Origin of the sequence: Flavobacterium sp. HSC-32F16 (assembly GCF_024171645.1) — a bacterium.
Classification (GTDB): Bacteria; Bacteroidota; Bacteroidia; order Flavobacteriales; family Flavobacteriaceae; genus Flavobacterium.
On record NZ_JALKAC010000003.1, the window covers coordinates 159,674 to 179,101 of the forward strand.

Genomic DNA, 19,428 nt, shown 5'->3' on the forward strand with positions numbered 1-19,428 from the left:
ACAAATCGTTAACGAAACAATTTGTTAATGTTAACACAAAACGATTAAAACGTTTGATATTTAACAAAAAATTCACTGAATTTATTGACCTAACGACGATTTTTCTTAATATATTTTATTGTCAATTATGATTTTGATAATTCGCAATCGTTTATATAATAATATTATCATTTAAGAACCCTTTTTCTAATATTACTATAAAAATGAAAGTGAATATATAATTTCACTACATTATGTTTAACGAAATCTTTATTTTTGTAGAAAAAATATCAAGAATGAGAGTTAAAGAACAAGGGCTTTATCTGCCTGAATTTGAACACGACAATTGTGGTGCAGGATTTATTTGTAATTTGAATGGTATTAAGTCAAATGATATTATTCACAAAGCATTAGACATCTTAATTAAATTGGAACATCGTGGTGCCGTTAGTTCTGATGGAAGAACTGGTGACGGGGCCGGAATTTTATTCGACATTCCTCATGATTTTTTTAAGAAAGTTTGTGACTTTGAAATCCCGGAAGCGCGTGAGTATGCAGTAGGAATGGTTTTTTTACCAAAAAGCAAAAACCAGGTTTCTTTTTGTATCAATGCATTTGAAGCAACTATTAAAGATCAAAACTTGAAGATCTTAGGTTGGAGAGATGTACCTGTTGACGTTGAAAATTTAGGGCAAATCGCCGCAGAAAAAGAACCAACTGTTAAACAAGTTTTCGTTTCTAAAAACGGACAAGATTTAACTGAACAAGAATTTAATGCAAAACTTTTTGCAGCTAGAAAAATTGCAGAACATGCCGTAAGAGGATCTAAAACCTCAGAAAGCCATATGTTTTATTTTACTAGTTTATCGACAACTACTATAATATATAAAGGTCTATTGATGCCGGAAGACATCAGCCGTTATTATATAGATTTGAAAGATCCGGACTTGGTGACTCGTTTAGCGCTTGTACACCAGCGTTTCTCTACAAATACATTCCCATCTTGGGACTTAGCTCAGCCGTTTAGATACATGTGTCATAATGGTGAGATCAATACACTTCGTGGAAACGTAAGCCGTATGCGTGCTCGTGAAGAGCTTATGCAGAGCAAAGTTTTTGGCGATGATATCAAAAAATTATTCCCAATTATCTTAGAAGGAAAATCAGATTCTGCTTCTATGGATATGGTGGTTGAACTTTTATTAATGACAGGTCGTTCGCTTCCAGAGGCAATGATGATGGTGGTTCCTGAAGCTTGGGAAAAACACCAGACAATGTCTCCGGAAAAAAGAGCTTTCTACGAGTTCAACGCTTGTATTATGGAGCCTTGGGATGGTCCGGCTTCTATTCCGTTTACAGATGGAAACGTAATTGGTGCTTTATTAGACAGAAACGGATTGCGTCCTTCTCGTTACACTTTAACAAAAAGCGGATTCGTAATTATGTCTTCTGAAATTGGCGTATTAGACATTGATCCGGAAGATGTAATTCAGCACGGTCGTTTAGAACCAGGAAAAATGTTCTTGGTTGACATGAACGAAGGTCGTATCATCGAAGACGAAGAAGTTAAGAAAGCAATAGTTACAAAACGTCCGTACCAAGAATGGTTAGATGCTAACTTGTTGCCTTTAGCAAAAATCCCTTACACAAATAATCCAACTCCTGTTGAAAAATTAGATTTCTTAACAAGACAAAAATTATTTGGTTATACAATTGAAGATTTAAAAACAATCATCAACCCAATGGGAGGCCAGGGAGCTGAAGCTATCAGTTCTATGGGTAACGATACGCCGTTGGCAGTATTGTCAGACCAGCCTCAATTGTTGTACAACTATTTCAAACAATTATTTGCTCAGGTTACCAATCCTCCTTTGGATGGTATTCGTGAAGAAATCATTACAGATATTAGTTTAGCAATTGGTGGTGATTTCAATATATTTGAAATTGAATCGAAACAATGTAAAAAATTAAAAATCCAAAATCCGGTTATTTCTAACGAGGATTTAGATAAAATAAGAAATATTGACCATGCAGATTTCAAATCGGCTACTATTTCTACTTTATACAAAATAGAAAAAGGAGTTAACGGTCTAGAACGCGCTCTTGAAAAATGTGTTCAGGCAACTTACAAAGCTGTTTCTGAAGGATGCAACATTATCATTCTTTCTGATAGAGGTGTCAGCGAGCAATTAGCACCAATCCCAATGTTATTGGCTTGTTCTTACATTCACCATTCTTTAAACATTTTACAAGTTCGTTCTAAATTCGGAATCATAATCGAATCTGCAGAACCACGTGAACCGCATCATTTTGCTTTATTGTTTGGATATGGCGCAAGCGCGATCAATCCGTACATGGTAAACGAAATCATTTACGATCAGGTAGCGCAAGGTTTCATTACCGGAGTAAAAGCCGATTATGCTGTAGTTAACTACAACAAAGCGATTGCAAAAGGAATCGTTAAAATCATGAACAAAATTGGTATCTCTACATTACATTCATACAGAGCTGCGCAGATTTTCGAGATTTTAGGTTTAAATAAAACATTTACCTCTAAATACTTCCCTTACACGCCATCAAGAATCGAAGGTATTGGTTTAATGGAAGTAGAAAAAGAAGTAAAAAAACGTTTCCAAAAAGCTTTCCCAAATTCAAAAATTGCAAACTTGCTTTCTTTAGAAATTGGAGGTATTTACAGATGGAGACGTGGTGGTGAAAAACACATGTTTAACCCAACCACTATTTCTAAATTACAACAAGCGGTTCGTTTAAACAGCCCGGAAAGTTATAAAGAATACTCTAATGCAGTAAACGAGCAAAGCTCAAACTTAATGACTATTAGAGGTTTATTTGAATTCAACAATTTAGATCCAATTTCTATTGATGAAGTAGAACCTTGGACAGAAATTGTAAAGAAATTCAAAACGGGTGCGATGTCTTACGGATCTATTTCGAGAGAAGCGCACGAGAATTTAGCGATTGCAATGAACAGAATTGGCGGAAAAAGTAACTCTGGAGAAGGTGGAGAAGATCCAAAACGTTTCCAGAAAGAAATTAACGGAGATTCCAGAAACAGTGCTATCAAACAAGTTGCATCAGGACGTTTTGGTGTTTCGATCAACTATTTGACAAACGCTAAAGAAATTCAGATCAAAATGGCTCAGGGAGCGAAACCTGGTGAAGGTGGACAATTACCTGGAGAAAAAGTGGTGCCTTGGATTGCTGAAACAAGAAACTCTACACCTTATGTAGGTTTGATTTCGCCTCCTCCTCACCACGATATTTACTCAATTGAGGATTTATCTCAGTTGATTTACGATTTGAAAAATGCAAACCGTGAAGCTCGTATTAACGTAAAATTAGTTTCTGAAGTTGGAGTTGGAACCATCGCTGCCGGTGTTGCCAAAGCAAAAGCTGACGTTATCTTAATTTCAGGTTATGATGGAGGAACGGGAGCTGCGCCATTAACATCTTTACAACACACAGGTATTCCGTGGGAACTTGGTTTGGCTGAAGCGCAGCAAACTTTGATCTTAAACGATTTAAGAAGCCGTGTAGTTTTAGAGTGCGACGGACAGTTAAAAACAGGTCGTGACGTTGCAATTGCAGCTTTATTAGGAGCTGAAGAATTTGGTTTTGCAACTGCACCGCTTGTAGCTTCTGGATGTATCATGATGAGAGCTTGCCACTTAAACACTTGCCCAGTTGGTATTGCAACTCAGGATCCTGAATTGAGAAAAAATTTCAAAGGAACTCCAGAGCACGTAATCAACTTCATGTATTTTATTGCTGAGGAGTTAAGAGAAATCATGGCGCAGTTAGGTTTCAGAACTTTAAAAGAAATGGTAGGTCAGTCACAAAAATTAAATGTGAACAAAGCCATCAAACATTATAAAGCAAATGGTTTAGACTTGTCACCAATTCTATACAAACCGGAAAAAGCAAAAACAGAGCCGAATCATAATACAACTACTCAGGATCACCAACTTGAAAACGTATTGGATTTTGACATCATCAAAGAAGCAATTCCGTCTATTTATAGAAAAGAAAAAACAAGAGTAACCTTTAAAATTAAAAATACAGACCGTTCTGTAGGTGCGATTTTGAGTAACGAAATCTCAAAAATCTACGGTGCACAAGGATTACCTGATGACACTATTTTAGTTGATTTTGAAGGTTCTGCCGGACAAAGTTTTGGTGCTTTTGCAACAAACGGATTGTCGTTTAAAATTCACGGAAACTGTAATGATTATTTAGGAAAAGGTCTTTCTGGAGGAAAATTAATTGTAAAAGTACCTCCTACTGCGACTTTCAGCCCTGAAGACAATATCATTATTGGAAACGTTGCCCTTTACGGAGCTATTACCGGAGAGGCTTATATTAATGGAATGGCCGGAGAGCGTTTCTGTGTTAGAAATTCTGGAGCAACAGCAGTTGTGGAAGGAATTGGAGATCACGGATGCGAATACATGACCGGTGGTACAGTAGTAGTTTTAGGAAAAACAGGAAGAAACTTCGCAGCTGGTATGAGCGGCGGTGTGGCTTATGTTTATGATCCAAATAAAAAATTCGACTCAACAGTTTGTAACATGGAAATGGTTGCATTTGATCCGTTGGAAGAAGAAGATCTTACGAAACTAAGAAAACTGATCAAAAATCATTCATTGTACACAAGCAGTCCATTAGCAAAAAGAATTTTAGCAGACTGGGAAAACCAACAACAGCACTTCGTAAAAGTAATGCCAACTGATTACAAAAAAGCATTACAAAGAATTGCAGAAGAGAAAAAAATAGAAGAATTAATAGCTTAATTAAAAGGTTCTGAGATACAAAGGTGCAGAGGTGCTAAGTTTTTCAACTCACCTCTTACATTTTACAACTCACAACTAAATTTATTAAAAATGTCATGGGTAAAATAGGCGGATTTAAAGAATATAATAGAGCCGACGAAAGTAATTTAGCAGTAGCAGAACGTGTTTCTAACTACAACGAATTTACTATTCCGTTAGCAAAAGATAAAGTAAAAGAACAAGGTTCAAGATGTATGGATTGTGGTATTCCTTTTTGCCACAGTGGTTGTCCGTTAGGAAATTTAATTCCTGACTTCAACGACATGGTACATCAGGAAGAATGGCAGAGTGCATTAGAGATTTTACAATCGACTAATAACTTTCCTGAATTTACAGGACGCTTATGCCCTGCTCCATGCGAAAAAGCATGTGTATTAGGAATCATAAAAGATCCTGTTTCAATCGAAAACATTGAGAAAAACATTGTAGAAATTGGTTTTGCAGAAGGCTGGATCAAACCACAAACTCCAAAAACAAGAACTGGAAAAACAGTTGCCGTTATTGGTTCCGGACCTGCTGGACTTGCAGCAGCACAACAATTAAACAGAGCTGGCCACACCGTTACTGTTTTTGAAAGAGACAATGCAATTGGAGGTTTATTACGTTACGGAATTCCAAACTTCAAATTGGAGAAAGGAATTATCGACAGACGTGTAGCCATCCTTGAAGCAGAAGGAATCACTTTTAAAACAGATGTAAATGTTGGTGTAAACTTTAGCATTGAAGAATTAAACGCATTTGATTCTATCGTTTTATGTGGTGGAGCAACTGAAAGAAGAAGCTTACCAACTAAAGGAATCGAAAGTAAAGGTGTTGTTCAGGCAATGGATTTCTTGACACAGCAAACTAAAGTTTTATTTGGAGAATCAATTCCAGATCAGGTTAAAGCAACTGGTAAAAATGTTATCGTTATTGGTGGTGGAGATACAGGTTCTGACTGCGTTGGAACATCTAACAGACACGGAGCAAAATCGGTAACTAACTTTGAGATTTTACCAAAACCTCCAGTTGGAAGAAGCGAGTCAACTCCTTGGCCTTTCTGGCCATTGCAGTTAAAAACATCTTCTTCTCACGAAGAAGGCTGCGACAGAAACTGGTTAATCAATACTAAAGAATTCATTTCGAACGACAAAGGCGAATTAACTGGATTAAAAACAGTTGAAGTAGCTTGGAAAATGACTCCGGGTCAGCGTCCAGAATTAATCGAAAAAGAAGGTTCAGAAAAAATATGGCCTTGCGATTTAGCTCTGTTAGCTCTAGGATTTACAGGCCCAGAGAAAACATTAAGCGAGCAATTAGGAATCGAAACTGATTTTAGAAGCAATTACAAAGCACACAACTATCAGACAAACGTTCCTCACATTTTCACTGCTGGTGATATGAGAAGAGGACAATCATTAATCGTGTGGGCTATTTCAGAAGGTCGCGAAGCTGCAAGAGAGGTAGATTTGTTCTTAATGGGCTCTACCAACCTGCCTACTAAAGGAAAAGGAGATCTTCCTAGCCTATAATTTTAGGTTCTAAGATTCTGAGATGATAAGGTTCTAAGTTTTTTTTCCTTGCATTTTATTCAATCTTTATTCCGATGAACAACATAACTACTAACAAACCCTTGAATTGATATTCAGGGGTTTTGTTTTTTTAGTCCTAGATTATTATGATTAAAGGGATTTTTTGCTTGCCACGACCAGAGCGATAGCGAACAGGCGAAGCAATTCTCTAATTTCCACAAATTTTTATTCCTGGCCGATTTCTATTTCGAATATAGCCCGTGGTTTCAACTACGGGAACACAATATAAGATTACGTCCAATCCGCCATGTTTCCCGTGGTTAAAACCACGGGCTATGTTTTTGAGTATTCTGCGAAAATTCAAAATTAAGAATCTAATCTTTAAATATAACCCGTGGTTTCAACCACGGGAACTCAATATAAGATTACGTCCAATCCGTAACGTTTCCCGTGGTTGAAACCACGGGCTATGTTTTAGCATTTTGCAAAAATTCAAAATTAAGAATCTAATCTTTAAATATACCCCGTGGTTGAAACCACGGGAACTCAATATAAGATTACGTCCAATCCGTAACGTTTCCCGTGGTTGAAACCACGGGCTATGTTTAGCATTTTGCGAAAAAATCTTAGACTAAAAAATTAGAGAAAATTAGAGAATTGCTTCGCCTGTTCGCTATCGCTCGGGTCGTGGCAAGCAAAAATAATCTGTGAAAATCATTTTAATCTGTGGCAAAAAACAATTTCATCAGCATTTAAGAAATAGTTAATTCCTAAATTCATGGCAAAAAAACTTAGTATCTTAGCATCTTAGAACCTTAGCATCTTAAAAAAGGTTATAAAAATCCAAAACAAACAACTTTTTGTTTAAAAACAAACAATTTGTTACAATTTGTTATTTTTCTGCAAAAAATTTGTCGTTACTCAAAAGTGTAATAACTTTGCCCAAAATGATTTAAAAATGCAAGCAAAAGATTTACTGCAGTTAGCAGACCAATTTGGAAGTCCATTGTATGTTTACGATGCCGAAAAAATCCAATCTCAGTACAACAGATTAACTAAAGCTTTCTCTAAAGTAGAAAACTTAAGAGTTAATTACGCCATGAAGGCATTGTCAAACGTTGCGATTCTTCAGTTATTAAAGAACATGGGGTCTGGCTTAGATACTGTATCAATTCAGGAAGTTCAGTTAGGACTTCACGCTGGCTATGAACCCGAAAGAATTTTCTTTACACCAAACGGCGTTTCTCTAGAAGAAATCGAAGAAGTTGCCGCAATGGGTGTACAAATCAATATCGACAATTTATCTATTTTAGAGCAATTCGGAACAAAACATCCACATATTCCGGTATGTATTCGTATCAATCCACACGTAATGGCGGGCGGAAATGCAAATATTTCGGTTGGACATATCGATAGTAAATTCGGAATTTCTGTTCACCAGATTCCGCATATCTTGCGAATTGTTGAAAATACTAAAATGAGCATTGTCGGAATTCACATGCACACAGGATCTGATATTTTAGATATCGAAGTATTCTTGTATGCTGCTGAAATCTTGTTCGATACCGCAAAAAATTTCAAAGATTTACAATTCTTAGATTTCGGAAGCGGATTCAAAGTTCCTTACAAAAAAGATGATATCGAAACAGACATCGAAGAATTAGGTAAAAAATTATCGAAAAGATTCAATGCTTTCTGTACAGAATACGGCAGAGATTTAACACTGATTTTCGAGCCAGGAAAATTCCTGGTGAGCGAAGCAGGTCATTTCTTAGTAAAAGTAAACGTAGTAAAACAAACAACATCAACAGTTTTTGCTGGAGTTGACAGTGGTTTCAACCACTTAATTCGTCCAATGTTGTACGGATCTTCACATCATATTGAAAACATCTCAAACCCAAAAGGAAAAGAGCGTTTTTACTCTGTTGTAGGATACATTTGCGAAACTGATACTTTTGCCAACAACCGCAGAATTCAGGAAATTACTGAAGGAGATATTTTATCATTCAGAAACGCTGGAGCATATTGTTTCTCAATGTCATCCAACTACAATTCAAGATACAAACCAGCCGAAGTTCTTTGGATGAATGGTCAGGGAATTTTAATTCGCCAAGCTGAAACATTTGAAGATTTACTTAAAAATCAAATTCCGTTACCGCAAGAAGTTGCTGCAACAGTTTAAAATAAAAAAAAAGAGAATATCACCGAAGTCCCGTTTCTTAATTGAGGCGGGATTTTTTTATTGTAGATTTTATAGTTCAGATTTTAGATTTATAAACGTCTGTCAGGCTGAGCGAAGTCGAAGCCCACGCAAAGTTTATCCCACCAACTACCATCCCAAAGCCAAAGTTTCTGACAATCTTGATTTCAAAAGAAGATAAGAAATTATATATCCTACAAAAATATTATATTTGAAAATAATAAGCATATGAAACAAAACGAAGAAGATAGGAAGCAAGTATATTTTAAACAGGTTTATGATAACATCAAAAACATTGGTTATCATACAACTGCAATAATGGAGGAAGAGAATTTTACGCCTTTTACATATTCTACGGGACTATTTGAAAATTTTAAAATTCCAGAATTATTTATTTCTGGACTTGGACCTAATCTATCAGGAGAAATAATTAAAAATTATGCTGAAAAGTATAAGAACAAAACAGTGCCTGTATATAAAAAAATAGATGATTTAATAGATACATTTCCTATTTACTTTATAAAAGTAAACAATCACGACTTGGCAAAATATGCTCTTACTTCGATTAAATTTTATGAAAACAGTTATTACGAATATTTACAATTAGTTTTCCCTGATTTAAACGGAAATTTTCCTAACGAAAGTACTTATAATTACGATCAAGAAATAATTGGAGAGTTTACTATATGAACCATTTGATTATAAAAAAGACTTTGATGAATTTCTAATTAAAAGAAAGAAGAAATGAAAAGTGTAAAAAAAATAGTTAAAGCAACAAGAGTAGTTAATAAAGATTCAAAAGTTACTGTAGATCCATCACTTAAAGAACTTAAAGATATTAAGTTTAAGTCAGGAAAAACAGATGAAATAAATAAACTGAATTTTAAACTAAGTTTTAATTCTTAAACATCATAGCTTAGGCTCAAGCATATCCCGTTTCTTAATTGAGGCGGGATTTTTTTATTTTAGATTTCTTAGATTTTAGATTGAAGACGTTTATCAGGCTGAGCGAAGTCGAAGCCCACGTAAAGTAACCACAAAGTTTAAAAACTGAAACTTCAAAATTATTTCCAAATCATTTTGATTTACATTTATACAGTAGTTAAATTAATTATAAATTAGCTGGATTAATATCCAAAACCTATTTTGTGTAGAGAAATCACTACAATCATTTTTACAAAAGTTAACGAAACAGAATTAAACATGAAACAAACCATTACGTCATTATTCTTAATTATAACGTATTTAACAAATGCTCAGGAAAATAATAAAGCTGAGCTGGATCTAGAAAAGTATTTTTCGAAAATAAATGAAAAAAATATTGAATATCTTATTCCCTACAGAAATTATGAGTCAATGTTTGGATGGTATGATATGCGTGATGGAAAGATCGTTACTCCCGCAATTTTTAATGAAGTAGATTTTGAGACAAATAAAACTTTAACCTTTACTTATAATTCTATTGAATATAACTTTAGCTTACCGCAAAAAATTGAGCAAGTAAAATGGGTCCGTGGTTTTCTTCCAGATGATCCTATTGCTGATGATAGTCTTTTAGGATTTCATGTAGAGAACCAAACAATCGACAGATATTCAAGTAAATTTAAAAAAGTTCGCATCATAAATGAAAAATCAGATTATAAGATTGGTATTGCAACCAATTTAGAAAACATGCAAGGAATAATAGATGAAAAAGGAAATATAGCTGCAGGCTTTGATTTTAAATTTAGTGAAATTGATTATTTCAAAAATGACAAAGATGAAATATATTTTATAACAAAAAGACCTTCAGAAAAATTATACGTAATGTATTCAAAAGATGGAAAGGAAGTGTCTACACGACCAATAATTGATTATCATTTGGTTTCTCCCAACAGATTGATCAAACATGGGGAATATCCTTTTCAAAAAGAAAAAATTTGTGTAGTGACCTTTCCAAATTATGAAGATAATATTTTAGATGAAAATACTTTTAATTTTATTTTATCAAAAAATGATTATGGAATAACTAAAGTCAATGTACGAGAGTTAATAATTAATAATAGGAAAGTAAAAAAATATATTTGTCTCGCAGTCAATAATGATGGACTTTACTATGTTGATGAGTTAGGCATTAAATATAAATATATGATTAAATAAACTGATCGCTCAAATTTGTAATACCTTCCAGCTCCCGCTAGCGCATATCTCGCTCGTGAACAGAAGCAAAAAAAATCAACATCATAAAAACTTTACAGGCACGAGCGAAACACTCTCACTAGCAAAAGATAATTCCAATTAAATACTATGAAAATCATAATCCGAATATTATTTTTTATTGGACTTTTTCTTTTAATTGTCAGCTATTTTATTACTCCATACATTATCGACGATGGAGAATTTATAGTAGTTGACGAAGATGCAGTAGGTTTCTTAAAAATATTATATATCATCACTAGTATTATTTTTGGATATCTATCCTTTACATTTCTTAGAATTTTTAAAAACAAAAGCTATCTGATTTTTTCTTTTATTTTTCTTGTTCTCAGTTTAATATTTCTAGCTAAAATGTTTTTATATTTTGATAGTTTTTTAGAATAATTACAAGATATAGAATTGAAAATTTTAATATCCAACGATTAATTACTGTAAGAAAAACTGTATTTTTGTTTCAGAAAAAAATTAAATACCTTTGAAATATGAGCACAACAACAAAACCAAAACATATCGGTAGAAACATCAGCCGAATTAGAGAGCTTAAGGGTATGAAGCAGGAAGCGCTTGCGCAAGCAATTGGCTCAAACCAACAAGCAATTTCTATTATTGAAAACAGTGAAACTGTTGATCAAGAAAGACTTGCTAATATTGCAGAAGCACTTGGGGTTACGGTTGAAGCCATAGAAAGTTTTTCTGAAGAAAATGTATTTAATTATTTCAATACTTTCAATGATTCAGTTTCAAACAGCAATTTTGGGCATAATAATATTTGTAATTTCAATCCACTTGATAAAGTTGTAGAACTTTACGAACGTTTAGTTCTGGCTGAAAAAGACAAAAACGAATATTTAGAAAAATTATTAAAAGGAAAATAATTCCTTATAAATAAAAATCCAGCAAAAGCACAAAGATCTTATGATTTTGTGCTTTTTTTGTAAACGGAAAACAAACAAATAAAATACAACAAAATGAAACCACAAATAAGAATCCTGCTTTACTCCATTCTATTCTTTTTATATCTTTCTTCCACATCATTTTTTCTTTCGCTGGGAGAAATATTAAAAACCGATCCTTATATAACTTTAGGCTGCGGGTTTGCTGTTTTAAACCTTATTTATGCTTTTTTTGGATTAAAATGGAAACCTTTGCTTAATATAATTTCTGCTGTTGTTATTGCTGCTTTGGCTTTATTTCTGGCTTTAAAATTTACCAATCTGCACTGGTTTATAGATTATGACCCTTATCAGGTTAAAACCGCCATATTTGCTAATGCTGTTTTTTCTATTATTTTTTGGGAAATTGTGTATCAGATAAAAATTAGAAAATAATTAAAGACATTCATTTCGTTTAATTTTCAATTTCTGCAAACAACGATAAGAATTAATCTATGTCAACATTAAAAATTACTTCAAAATTTAAAATTGCAAATAGGATTTTTTATGTCTTAGGAATTCTTTTTTTCTGCTTTTTGAGTATTCTTTTTTTTTCTAAATATAAAGAAAATCACTCCAATGCAGGGAATTTAATACCTGTTATCTTATTTGCGCTTTTTGCAATATTCGTTTTTTATTATATTATTTCTTTGCCCAGAATTTATGTTTATTCAGATAAAATAGAATTAAAAAGCCACTTTGGCCTATTTAAAAGAACCTATCTTTTGAGTGAAATAGAAAACTGGCTTGTTAGACAAAAAGAAAGTAAATACGGTAATTATGAAAATTTGTATCTCACTTTAAACAGTAAGAAAATCGTAAAATTAAAGAGTTATGATTATGATGATTTTTATGAAGTACGATCAGTAATAACTAGAAACAAACCACAAAATAAGATATTAAAAGACCAATTAGATAAAAAAGAATCTTTACGATTAGCCATTTTCTGCACACTTTTGGGTTTACTCTTTATTTATATTGCAGCCCAATTTTACAAAGATGCAAGTCTAACAAAAAATGATGTATCAATTATAAAAGCAAAATTATCAGATGATATTAAACTAAAACGTCACAAACGTTCGAAGTCTCTCATTTGTACACTAGAAAATTTCAATGAATTCGAATTTACAATTGGAAGTCTGGCAATAAAAGAAACGTATTATAGAGATTTGATGAACGATTTAAAGAAAGGAAATCTAATTAGTCTCACAATCGAAAAAGATCAATATCAGAAAAAAATAAGTAAAAAAACTCCAATGTCAATTTTAGACAAATACTTTCATTATGAAAAAATTGATGTAGTTGAAGCAGAAAGCAAAGATTTTAAATATTTATCATTATCTGACTATAATAAAGTAAATAGGCAAAATGATTATTGGGGAATAGGATTTTTTGGTCTTTTTGGAGTATGTCTGTTAATTGGAGTATTTTTTTATTTGAAAAAAGAAAAACCGTTCAGTAAAAATCAATTACTATATACTTCTTCAAACCAACTTAAAAAATAGTAAATGAAATTATATATCAGAGTTTTGATTTATTGTGTAATGGTCATTATATACTTCTTCTCTACTGTTGCGTTAATAAAACTAGATCAGATTCTAAAATTAAAAGAACTTTTTATAACCTTAGGTTTCGGATTCACATTAATCAATATCGCTTACTCCTTTTTAATATTAAAATGGAAACCAGAATTAAACATAATTTTCTCTATTGTCATTGCATCATTATGTTTATTTTTAGCCCTAAAATTTGCCAATCTAAATTTATTCTCCAGTTATGATGCTTACAATATAATGACAGCCATATTGTCCAACGCTGTTTTCTCTATTATCTTTTGGGAAATTTTGTATCAGGTAAAAACCAGAAAATCAAAAATTTAAATATCAAAAACTCTCCAAATCTAAAATCCAAAAACCTATGAAAATTACGATTACCCTGTCGGCGTTATTCCTGTTATTTACTGCCAATGTATTCAGCCAAACCTTAGCTGATTTAAAATTAAAACCCAAAGAAATTCCAAAAGGCTATACTCCTAACGACGGTCAAATTTGTGTTACACCTCAGGCCTGCAATTTTTATACTGATATCGAAACCTACAGCAATATTGTTGGGACTGTAAAAAACAAACAAATTCAGAGTTTTAAAAACAGAGCCGACAGCGGTTCTATTATGTATTTTGAATTCGAACACGTTTTTAAAGGAGACCGATTCCTGCAAGGATTATTATGGGGAAAAGCCGGTCAGCCAACTGATGAACATCCGGAAGAATATCTGGCCAAAGGAAAATTTCTAATTATTTGGAGTTTTCATCCGGACAGTCCTGTTAAAGAAAAATCAGAAAATAAAATAGAAGCGATTTTGCAATAAGAGGTAAATCCAAAACTGAGTTATTTTAACTGGGCATTTCATTTGTTTAGAACCGAAAATAAAATTTTATGATGCTCTAAATTTTCATTATTTTTTATTGACAATACTTTTACAAAAAATCATTAGATTTACTTATAAGTATTTAAAAATCAAACTCATGAAACGACAGCCATCAATTGATATTGTCCGCGGCATTGTAATGATTATTATGGCTCTTGATCATGTGCGTGATTTGATGCACGCCGATTCGATTACTCAAAGTCCAACCGATTTAGCAACTACTTCGCCTTTATTATTTTTTACTCGTTTTATTACACATTTATGCGCGCCCACTTTTGTTTTCCTGGCAGGAACTTCGGTTTATCTTTCGCTTCAAAAAACAAATAATTTTACCGAAACAAGACAGCTATTATTAAAAAGAGGTCTTTGGCTCATTCTGCTTGAATTTACAATTGTCAATTTTGGATTGTTCTTCGATATCGGTTTTCACACACTTTTATTTGAAGTGATAGCCTCAATAGGTTTCGGTTTTATCGCTTTAAGTTTGCTGTTGAAAGTCCGTTCCCAAACACTTGGAATAATTGGACTTTTGATTATCGTTTGTCACAATCTCTTACCACTTATTCCATTTGCAGAAAATTCGGTTATAAAAACTGTTTTAGCACCTTTTTTTAGTCCGGTTGTGTTTCCGTTTTCGGGAAGAGCTTTCGTCATGGGATATCCGCCGATTCCTTGGCTTGGAATTATGCTTGTTGGTTTTGCAGCAGGAAAATTCTTTGAATTGGCAGAAGAGAAAAGGAAAAAACTATTCACAAAAATTGGTTTAAGTGCTTTAGTCCTATTTACAATAATTCGCTTTATAAATATTTATGGCGACCCCGCTTTGTGGACAACACAAAAAAATGCTGTTTTTACCTTTTTATCTTTTATGAATGTAACCAAATATCCGCCTTCACTCCTATTCTGTTTGGTTACTTTGGGCATTATGTTTTTACTGCTTGCCTTTGCAGACCAATTTCACAACAAAGCTAAAGAGGTAACTTTAGTTTACGGAAAAGTACCTTTATTTTACTTTGTCGTTCATTTTTATGTTATTCATATCTTAACCTTAAGCATGCTTTTTATACAAGGTTTTGATTGGTCACAATTTGAATTTGCTTCTGGAACTTTTGGAAGACCTAAAGGCTTAGAAAGCGGCTGGCCACTTTGGACCATTTATTTAATTTGGATTTTTGTTGTTGGATTGCTTTACAAACCTAGTCAATGGTTTGGAAAATATAAGGCTGAAAATAATTTTTGGTGGCTGAAATATATTTAAATAATTAATGAAAAAATAACACAATAAAAAACTTAAGGGCTTAAAAAACAACGGAATTTCGTACATCTTTTTTATATTAGCAGTTTCAAATACTTATGAATTGCAATCAAAAAACATGAAATTTAAAATTTTACTTTTATCCGCCTTTATTTTTATCTCTTGCAAAAAAGAATCAAAAACTCAAAAAACTCCAATTGCTTTAAAAGACACAGTTGCATCAGTTGAAGAAATTGAAATTATAAACGACGATTTAGATACAATTGTAGTTTCTGCCAAACATAAAACGAACAAAATTCTTTGCGATTTAGACGGAGACGGAAAAAACGAAACTGTTGAAATTGTTAGAAGTACAAATAATGATAAAAGCGGTTTACGCATAGTTTTTGGAAACGGAAATCGCACAGATTATTTCGGAATGGGAAATAACGTTCTGGGACAGGGTTTTGACGAAATCGACTGGGCCGGAATATTCGAAAAAGCCTCAAAAGGAGAAATTGTCTGGAACAATGTAAATGAAGACGGCGAAATTATGGGCGATGAAGAAATAAAAGAAGAAGACAAAATTAAACTGCCAAATGACGGTATATTTATTCATGCCGTTGAAAGCTGCGGAGGAGGAATTATTTACCTGAAAAACGGTAAATACGATTGGATTCAGCAGGAATAAATCAATTCTTATTATAGATTCTAAAATATTGAAATATGAAAAATACTGTAGAAATTGCGAATCGTTTTAGAGAAACTATTTTAAACGGAACCTGGATCGCCAATACCAATTACAAACACCAGCTGCAAAATTTGAATTGGAAAACAGCCGTAACTCCCGTAAAAAACCTCAATACTATTTCGCTTCTTGCACAGCATATTCATTATTACATTAACGGAATAAATACCGTTTTTAAAGGCGGACCGCTGGATATAAAAGATAAATTCAGCTTTGACTTTGCTCCTGTTAATTCACAGGAAGAATGGGAAACTTTTTTAACCAGATTCTGGAATTCAACCGAGGAATTTGCCTCTTTTGTAGAACAAATGCCCGATGAGAAATTAGATCAGGTTTTTGTTGATGAAAAGTACGGAACATACAAAAGAAATATTGATGCCATGATAGAACACAGTTATTACCATTTGGGTCAAATTGTATTGATTAAAAAACTATTGGCAGAATAAAAACTGGAAATAAAAAGAAAATCCGAATATTTCATTTGAAGAATAATTTTTAATATTTTTATAAATAAAAACTCTAATATGATAAACAGGAATTAGAATGAAACAATTATCTAATCCATTTTTAAATCTAGCTATAACCTTTTGGGCTGTACTTTTTTTTGTTTCCTGTCAGAAAAAATCGGAAAATAGTAACAATGTTTCTATCGAGAAAAAAACTATTCTTCAAAAAAAATCTTCTCCAATAGACAATCCAAAAAACCTTAAAGAAGAAGTTCTGCTTAATTATATAGATAAAGCGACAACCATTAAGCCTAATTCTAAAAATGGCGTACCGTTTGACAAACTTGATTATGATAAAGTCATTGCTTACGATTTTGACGGAAGCGAAGAAACATATCCAAAAGTGATAGATAAACATGGGAAATTTGTTCCTGTTGTTTTGGCGCAAAAAGTACTCTCGCAAATTCAGGCGGACAAAATACTTTCGACATTAACAAAAAAATCAACCTACGGCGAAGGGACAGCTGCTTGTTTTAAACCACATTTTGCAATTATTTTTTATAAACAGAATAAAGCAGTTAATCAAATTAGCATTTGCTTAGATTGCAACTATTTAATTTCGGATATTGATATTCCTGCCGAAACATATTCAAAAGTAAATAAAGGAACTCCAGAAGAATATTCACTAATAGGGTTTACAAAATCAGGAAAAGCTGCCATAATAAGTTTATCCAAAGAACTGGGATTTTATTATCAGCAAAAAAACCAATAAACATAAAATTTTAAAAGCCTCAAAAAGCCCTATGAAAAACATTTCATTTTTATTACTATCAATACTTTTATTATCAAGCTGCAAAGAAGATAAAAAAGAAGAAACAAAACCCACAGCAAAAACTGAACTGGCAGCAATTGAATACAAAGACTTTGCTTTAACGGTAGAAAAAATTGATTCTACACAATTTCCTGCTTCAATTAAATATGAAGGTTTCGTCAAAAATGCCGTAAGATGGAAAGATAAGTTAGGAGATAATATCGTAATTACTACAGAAACGGGATATCATATCAACAAAAAATTCCAACATGAATCTGACGGTTCTGATGCCGAATTGTTTGCGTATCATTTTATAGTTTCTGGGAATAAAGTGAAACAAGCCTGGAAAGTTTACGATTATATTTCTGATTGTCCGGTTGATATTGTGGCTTCGTTTGTAAAAAACACATTTCAGGTAACCGATCTTAACAAAAACGGAATTGCTGAAACTTGGTTAATGTATAAAACAGCCTGCCACGGAGACGTAAGTCCTTGCAACATGAAGATTATTATGTACGAAGAAAATCAAAAATATGCCATGCGAGGCGAAAGCAAAATTCAGGTTGGGCTTCTTGACAATGGCGAAAAGCAATTTATAGGCGGTGAATATAAACTGGATGAAAACTTCAAAAAAGGTCCAAAAGTTTTTAAAGAATTTGCCCAAAAATTATGGAGTGATAATTTAATTGAAACTTGGGAAGATTAATTTTTCTGTTATTTTCAAGTCTTTTTTGTCATTTCTCCTTTGGTTGAAATGATATACTTTGCTTTATTTCTCATAAAAAAACGCTCATTTATACTCCTTAAAATAATTTAAAAAAAGGCATAGTTGTTGAAAATTAAAAAAGATATATTTACACCTTCAAACAGAATGCTATGCAAAAAATTACTTTTTTAATTTCTATACTATTTTTAGCTCTTTCTTCTTGCGGCGTTAAAACAACGCAGTCGATGCTGAGTGACGGAAATTATGACGGCGCCATTGATCGCGCGGTTGAAGCACTGCGAACTAAAAAAGATTCGAAAGGAAAACAAGATTATGTTTATCTGCTGGAAGAAGCGTTTGCAAAAGCCAAAGATCGCGATTTGCGTAATCTTGAAATGATGACAAAAGAAGCAAATCCTTCAAATGCAGAGCGTATTTACAATACGTATTTACAGCTTAATAATCGTCAGGAAAAAATTCGTCCTTTACTGCCTCTGCCTTTATTAAAACAAGGAAAAAATGCGTATTTCCCTTTTGATAATTACTCAGATCAAATTGTGAGCAGCAGAAATGCACTTTCGAAATATTTATATGAAAATGCGTCGGCACTTTTAAAATCAAATAACAAACTGGATTTCAGAAAAGCATATGATGATTTTGTATATTTAGAAAGCATTAATCCAAACTATAAAAACACCAAAAAACTGATGGACGACGCTCAGTTTAAAGGAACTGATTTTGTAGATGTCTACGCCAAAAATGAAACCGAAATGGTCATTCCGAAAATACTTCAGGAAGACTTACTGGATTTTAAAACTTACGGATTAAATGACAAATGGACAGTTTACCACAATGCAAGACAAAAAAATGTGTCGTATGATTACAGTTTAATTATCAATTTCAGACAAATCCTAATTTCGCCTGAGCAGATAAAAGAGAAAGAATTTATTAAAGAAAGACAGATAAAAGATGGTGTAAAAACACTTTTAGACAGTCGCGGAAGACCTGTAAAAGATAGTTTAGGCAAAGAAATAAAAGTAGATAATTACAGAACGCTTCGTGCTAATATTTATGAATTCAGACAATTTAAATCCTGCCAGGTAACGGCAAAAGTAGACTATATTGATTTAAAAACGAATCAGTTAATCCAGACTTTCCCGGTAAGCAGTGAGTTTGTTTTTGAAAATATTTATTCGACTTACAAAGGCGATAAAAATGCGTGCGAAGATAGTTATATCTCTTATTTTAATAAACGTGCCGTGCCATTTCCAAATAACGAACAAATGGTTTTTGATACGGGCGAAGATTTAAAAGCAAGACTCAAAGATATTATTGTTCGGAATAAATTTAGAAGCTAAATTAAAACTACAAAAAGGTGCATTTTTATG

At 32.9% G+C, this 19,428-nt stretch carries 17 protein-coding genes; all 17 read left to right on the forward strand.

The genetic code is table 11. From position 1 onward, the window contains the following. Positions 1–275 precede the first annotated feature (275 nt). The 17 genes from gltB to L1276_RS12220 all read left to right on the forward strand — a co-directional run bounded on the left by gltB (position 276) and on the right by L1276_RS12220 (position 19,398). Entirely contained in the window at positions 276–4,790 is a 4,515-nt protein-coding gene (gene gltB / locus L1276_RS12140) for a glutamate synthase large subunit (protein ID WP_253788134.1), read from the forward strand. A 95-nt stretch (positions 4,791–4,885) separates the two neighbouring features. After that, entirely contained in the window at positions 4,886–6,340 is a 1,455-nt protein-coding gene (locus L1276_RS12145) for a glutamate synthase subunit beta (RefSeq protein WP_253788136.1), read from the forward strand. 889 nt (positions 6,341–7,229) lie between these two features. Further along, positions 7,230–8,522 carry a diaminopimelate decarboxylase gene (lysA, locus tag L1276_RS12150; protein WP_256527390.1) on the forward strand — a complete coding sequence of 431 codons (1,293 nt, stop codon included), beginning with the start codon at positions 7,230–7,232 and terminating at the stop codon, positions 8,520–8,522. A gap of 246 nt (positions 8,523–8,768) precedes the next feature. Then, on the forward strand, positions 8,769–9,230 hold the full coding sequence (locus tag L1276_RS12155; protein ID WP_253788140.1) for a DUF4262 domain-containing protein: 462 nt from the start codon (positions 8,769–8,771) through the stop codon (positions 9,228–9,230). 54 nt (positions 9,231–9,284) lie between these two features. Then, complete coding sequence (locus L1276_RS12160; protein ID WP_253788142.1) at positions 9,285–9,446, forward strand: hypothetical protein; 162 nt, start codon at positions 9,285–9,287, stop codon at positions 9,444–9,446. A gap of 297 nt (positions 9,447–9,743) precedes the next feature. Beyond that, positions 9,744–10,679 carry a hypothetical protein gene (locus tag L1276_RS12165; RefSeq protein ID WP_253788144.1) on the forward strand — a complete coding sequence of 312 codons (936 nt, stop codon included), beginning with the start codon at positions 9,744–9,746 and terminating at the stop codon, positions 10,677–10,679. 539 nt (positions 10,680–11,218) lie between these two features. After that, entirely contained in the window at positions 11,219–11,611 is a 393-nt protein-coding gene (locus L1276_RS12170) for a helix-turn-helix domain-containing protein (RefSeq protein ID WP_253788146.1), read from the forward strand. Positions 11,612–11,704: 93 nt separating this feature from the next. Continuing rightward, positions 11,705–12,064 carry a hypothetical protein gene (locus tag L1276_RS12175; protein WP_253788148.1) on the forward strand — a complete coding sequence of 120 codons (360 nt, stop codon included), beginning with the start codon at positions 11,705–11,707 and terminating at the stop codon, positions 12,062–12,064. A gap of 329 nt (positions 12,065–12,393) precedes the next feature. Beyond that, positions 12,394–13,173, forward strand: coding sequence for a hypothetical protein (locus tag L1276_RS12180; RefSeq protein WP_253788150.1), 780 nt, complete (start codon positions 12,394–12,396; stop codon positions 13,171–13,173). 3 nt (positions 13,174–13,176) lie between these two features. Next, complete coding sequence (locus L1276_RS12185; protein WP_253788152.1) at positions 13,177–13,548, forward strand: hypothetical protein; 372 nt, start codon at positions 13,177–13,179, stop codon at positions 13,546–13,548. Between the two features lie 37 nt (positions 13,549–13,585). Then, on the forward strand, positions 13,586–14,035 hold the full coding sequence (locus L1276_RS12190; protein ID WP_253788154.1) for a hypothetical protein: 450 nt from the start codon (positions 13,586–13,588) through the stop codon (positions 14,033–14,035). 157 nt (positions 14,036–14,192) lie between these two features. Further along, on the forward strand, positions 14,193–15,353 hold the full coding sequence (locus L1276_RS12195; RefSeq protein ID WP_253788156.1) for a DUF1624 domain-containing protein: 1,161 nt from the start codon (positions 14,193–14,195) through the stop codon (positions 15,351–15,353). A 115-nt stretch (positions 15,354–15,468) separates the two neighbouring features. Beyond that, positions 15,469–16,020: a hypothetical protein gene (locus L1276_RS12200; RefSeq protein ID WP_253788158.1), complete on the forward strand. Its 552-nt coding sequence runs from the start codon at positions 15,469–15,471 to the stop codon at positions 16,018–16,020. 35 nt (positions 16,021–16,055) lie between these two features. Next, positions 16,056–16,523 (forward strand): DUF1572 domain-containing protein, encoded by a 468-nt coding sequence (locus tag L1276_RS12205; RefSeq protein ID WP_253788159.1) that lies wholly within the window; start codon positions 16,056–16,058, stop codon positions 16,521–16,523. Positions 16,524–16,620: 97 nt separating this feature from the next. Continuing rightward, entirely contained in the window at positions 16,621–17,295 is a 675-nt protein-coding gene (locus tag L1276_RS12210) for a hypothetical protein (RefSeq protein ID WP_253788161.1), read from the forward strand. A gap of 31 nt (positions 17,296–17,326) precedes the next feature. Continuing rightward, complete coding sequence (locus L1276_RS12215; RefSeq protein ID WP_253788163.1) at positions 17,327–18,040, forward strand: M949_RS01915 family surface polysaccharide biosynthesis protein; 714 nt, start codon at positions 17,327–17,329, stop codon at positions 18,038–18,040. A 170-nt stretch (positions 18,041–18,210) separates the two neighbouring features. Beyond that, positions 18,211–19,398, forward strand: a complete 1,188-nt coding sequence (locus tag L1276_RS12220) for a hypothetical protein (protein WP_253788165.1) — start codon at positions 18,211–18,213, stop codon at positions 19,396–19,398. Positions 19,399–19,428: the final 30 nt, after the last annotated feature.

What these genes read in the sequence shown, in the direction of transcription:
- L1276_RS12190 (WP_253788154.1), top strand. Translation starts at nt 13,586, where the DNA reads ATGAAAATTACGATTACCCTGTCGGCGTTATTCCTGTTATTTACTGCC.
- L1276_RS12205 (WP_253788159.1), top strand. Translation starts at nt 16,056, where the DNA reads ATGAAAAATACTGTAGAAATTGCGAATCGTTTTAGAGAAACTATTTTA.
- L1276_RS12165 (WP_253788144.1), top strand. Translation starts at nt 9,744, where the DNA reads ATGAAACAAACCATTACGTCATTATTCTTAATTATAACGTATTTAACA.
- L1276_RS12145 (WP_253788136.1), top strand. Translation starts at nt 4,886, where the DNA reads ATGGGTAAAATAGGCGGATTTAAAGAATATAATAGAGCCGACGAAAGT.
- L1276_RS12170 (WP_253788146.1), top strand. Translation starts at nt 11,219, where the DNA reads ATGAGCACAACAACAAAACCAAAACATATCGGTAGAAACATCAGCCGA.
- L1276_RS12185 (WP_253788152.1), top strand. Translation starts at nt 13,177, where the DNA reads ATGAAATTATATATCAGAGTTTTGATTTATTGTGTAATGGTCATTATA.
- L1276_RS12155 (WP_253788140.1), top strand. Translation starts at nt 8,769, where the DNA reads ATGAAACAAAACGAAGAAGATAGGAAGCAAGTATATTTTAAACAGGTT.
- L1276_RS12220 (WP_253788165.1), top strand. Translation starts at nt 18,211, where the DNA reads ATGCAAAAAATTACTTTTTTAATTTCTATACTATTTTTAGCTCTTTCT.
- L1276_RS12215 (WP_253788163.1), top strand. Translation starts at nt 17,327, where the DNA reads ATGAAAAACATTTCATTTTTATTACTATCAATACTTTTATTATCAAGC.
- L1276_RS12200 (WP_253788158.1), top strand. Translation starts at nt 15,469, where the DNA reads ATGAAATTTAAAATTTTACTTTTATCCGCCTTTATTTTTATCTCTTGC.
- L1276_RS12160 (WP_253788142.1), top strand. Translation starts at nt 9,285, where the DNA reads ATGAAAAGTGTAAAAAAAATAGTTAAAGCAACAAGAGTAGTTAATAAA.
- gltB (WP_253788134.1), top strand. Translation starts at nt 276, where the DNA reads ATGAGAGTTAAAGAACAAGGGCTTTATCTGCCTGAATTTGAACACGAC.
- L1276_RS12175 (WP_253788148.1), top strand. Translation starts at nt 11,705, where the DNA reads ATGAAACCACAAATAAGAATCCTGCTTTACTCCATTCTATTCTTTTTA.
- L1276_RS12210 (WP_253788161.1), top strand. Translation starts at nt 16,621, where the DNA reads ATGAAACAATTATCTAATCCATTTTTAAATCTAGCTATAACCTTTTGG.
- L1276_RS12195 (WP_253788156.1), top strand. Translation starts at nt 14,193, where the DNA reads ATGAAACGACAGCCATCAATTGATATTGTCCGCGGCATTGTAATGATT.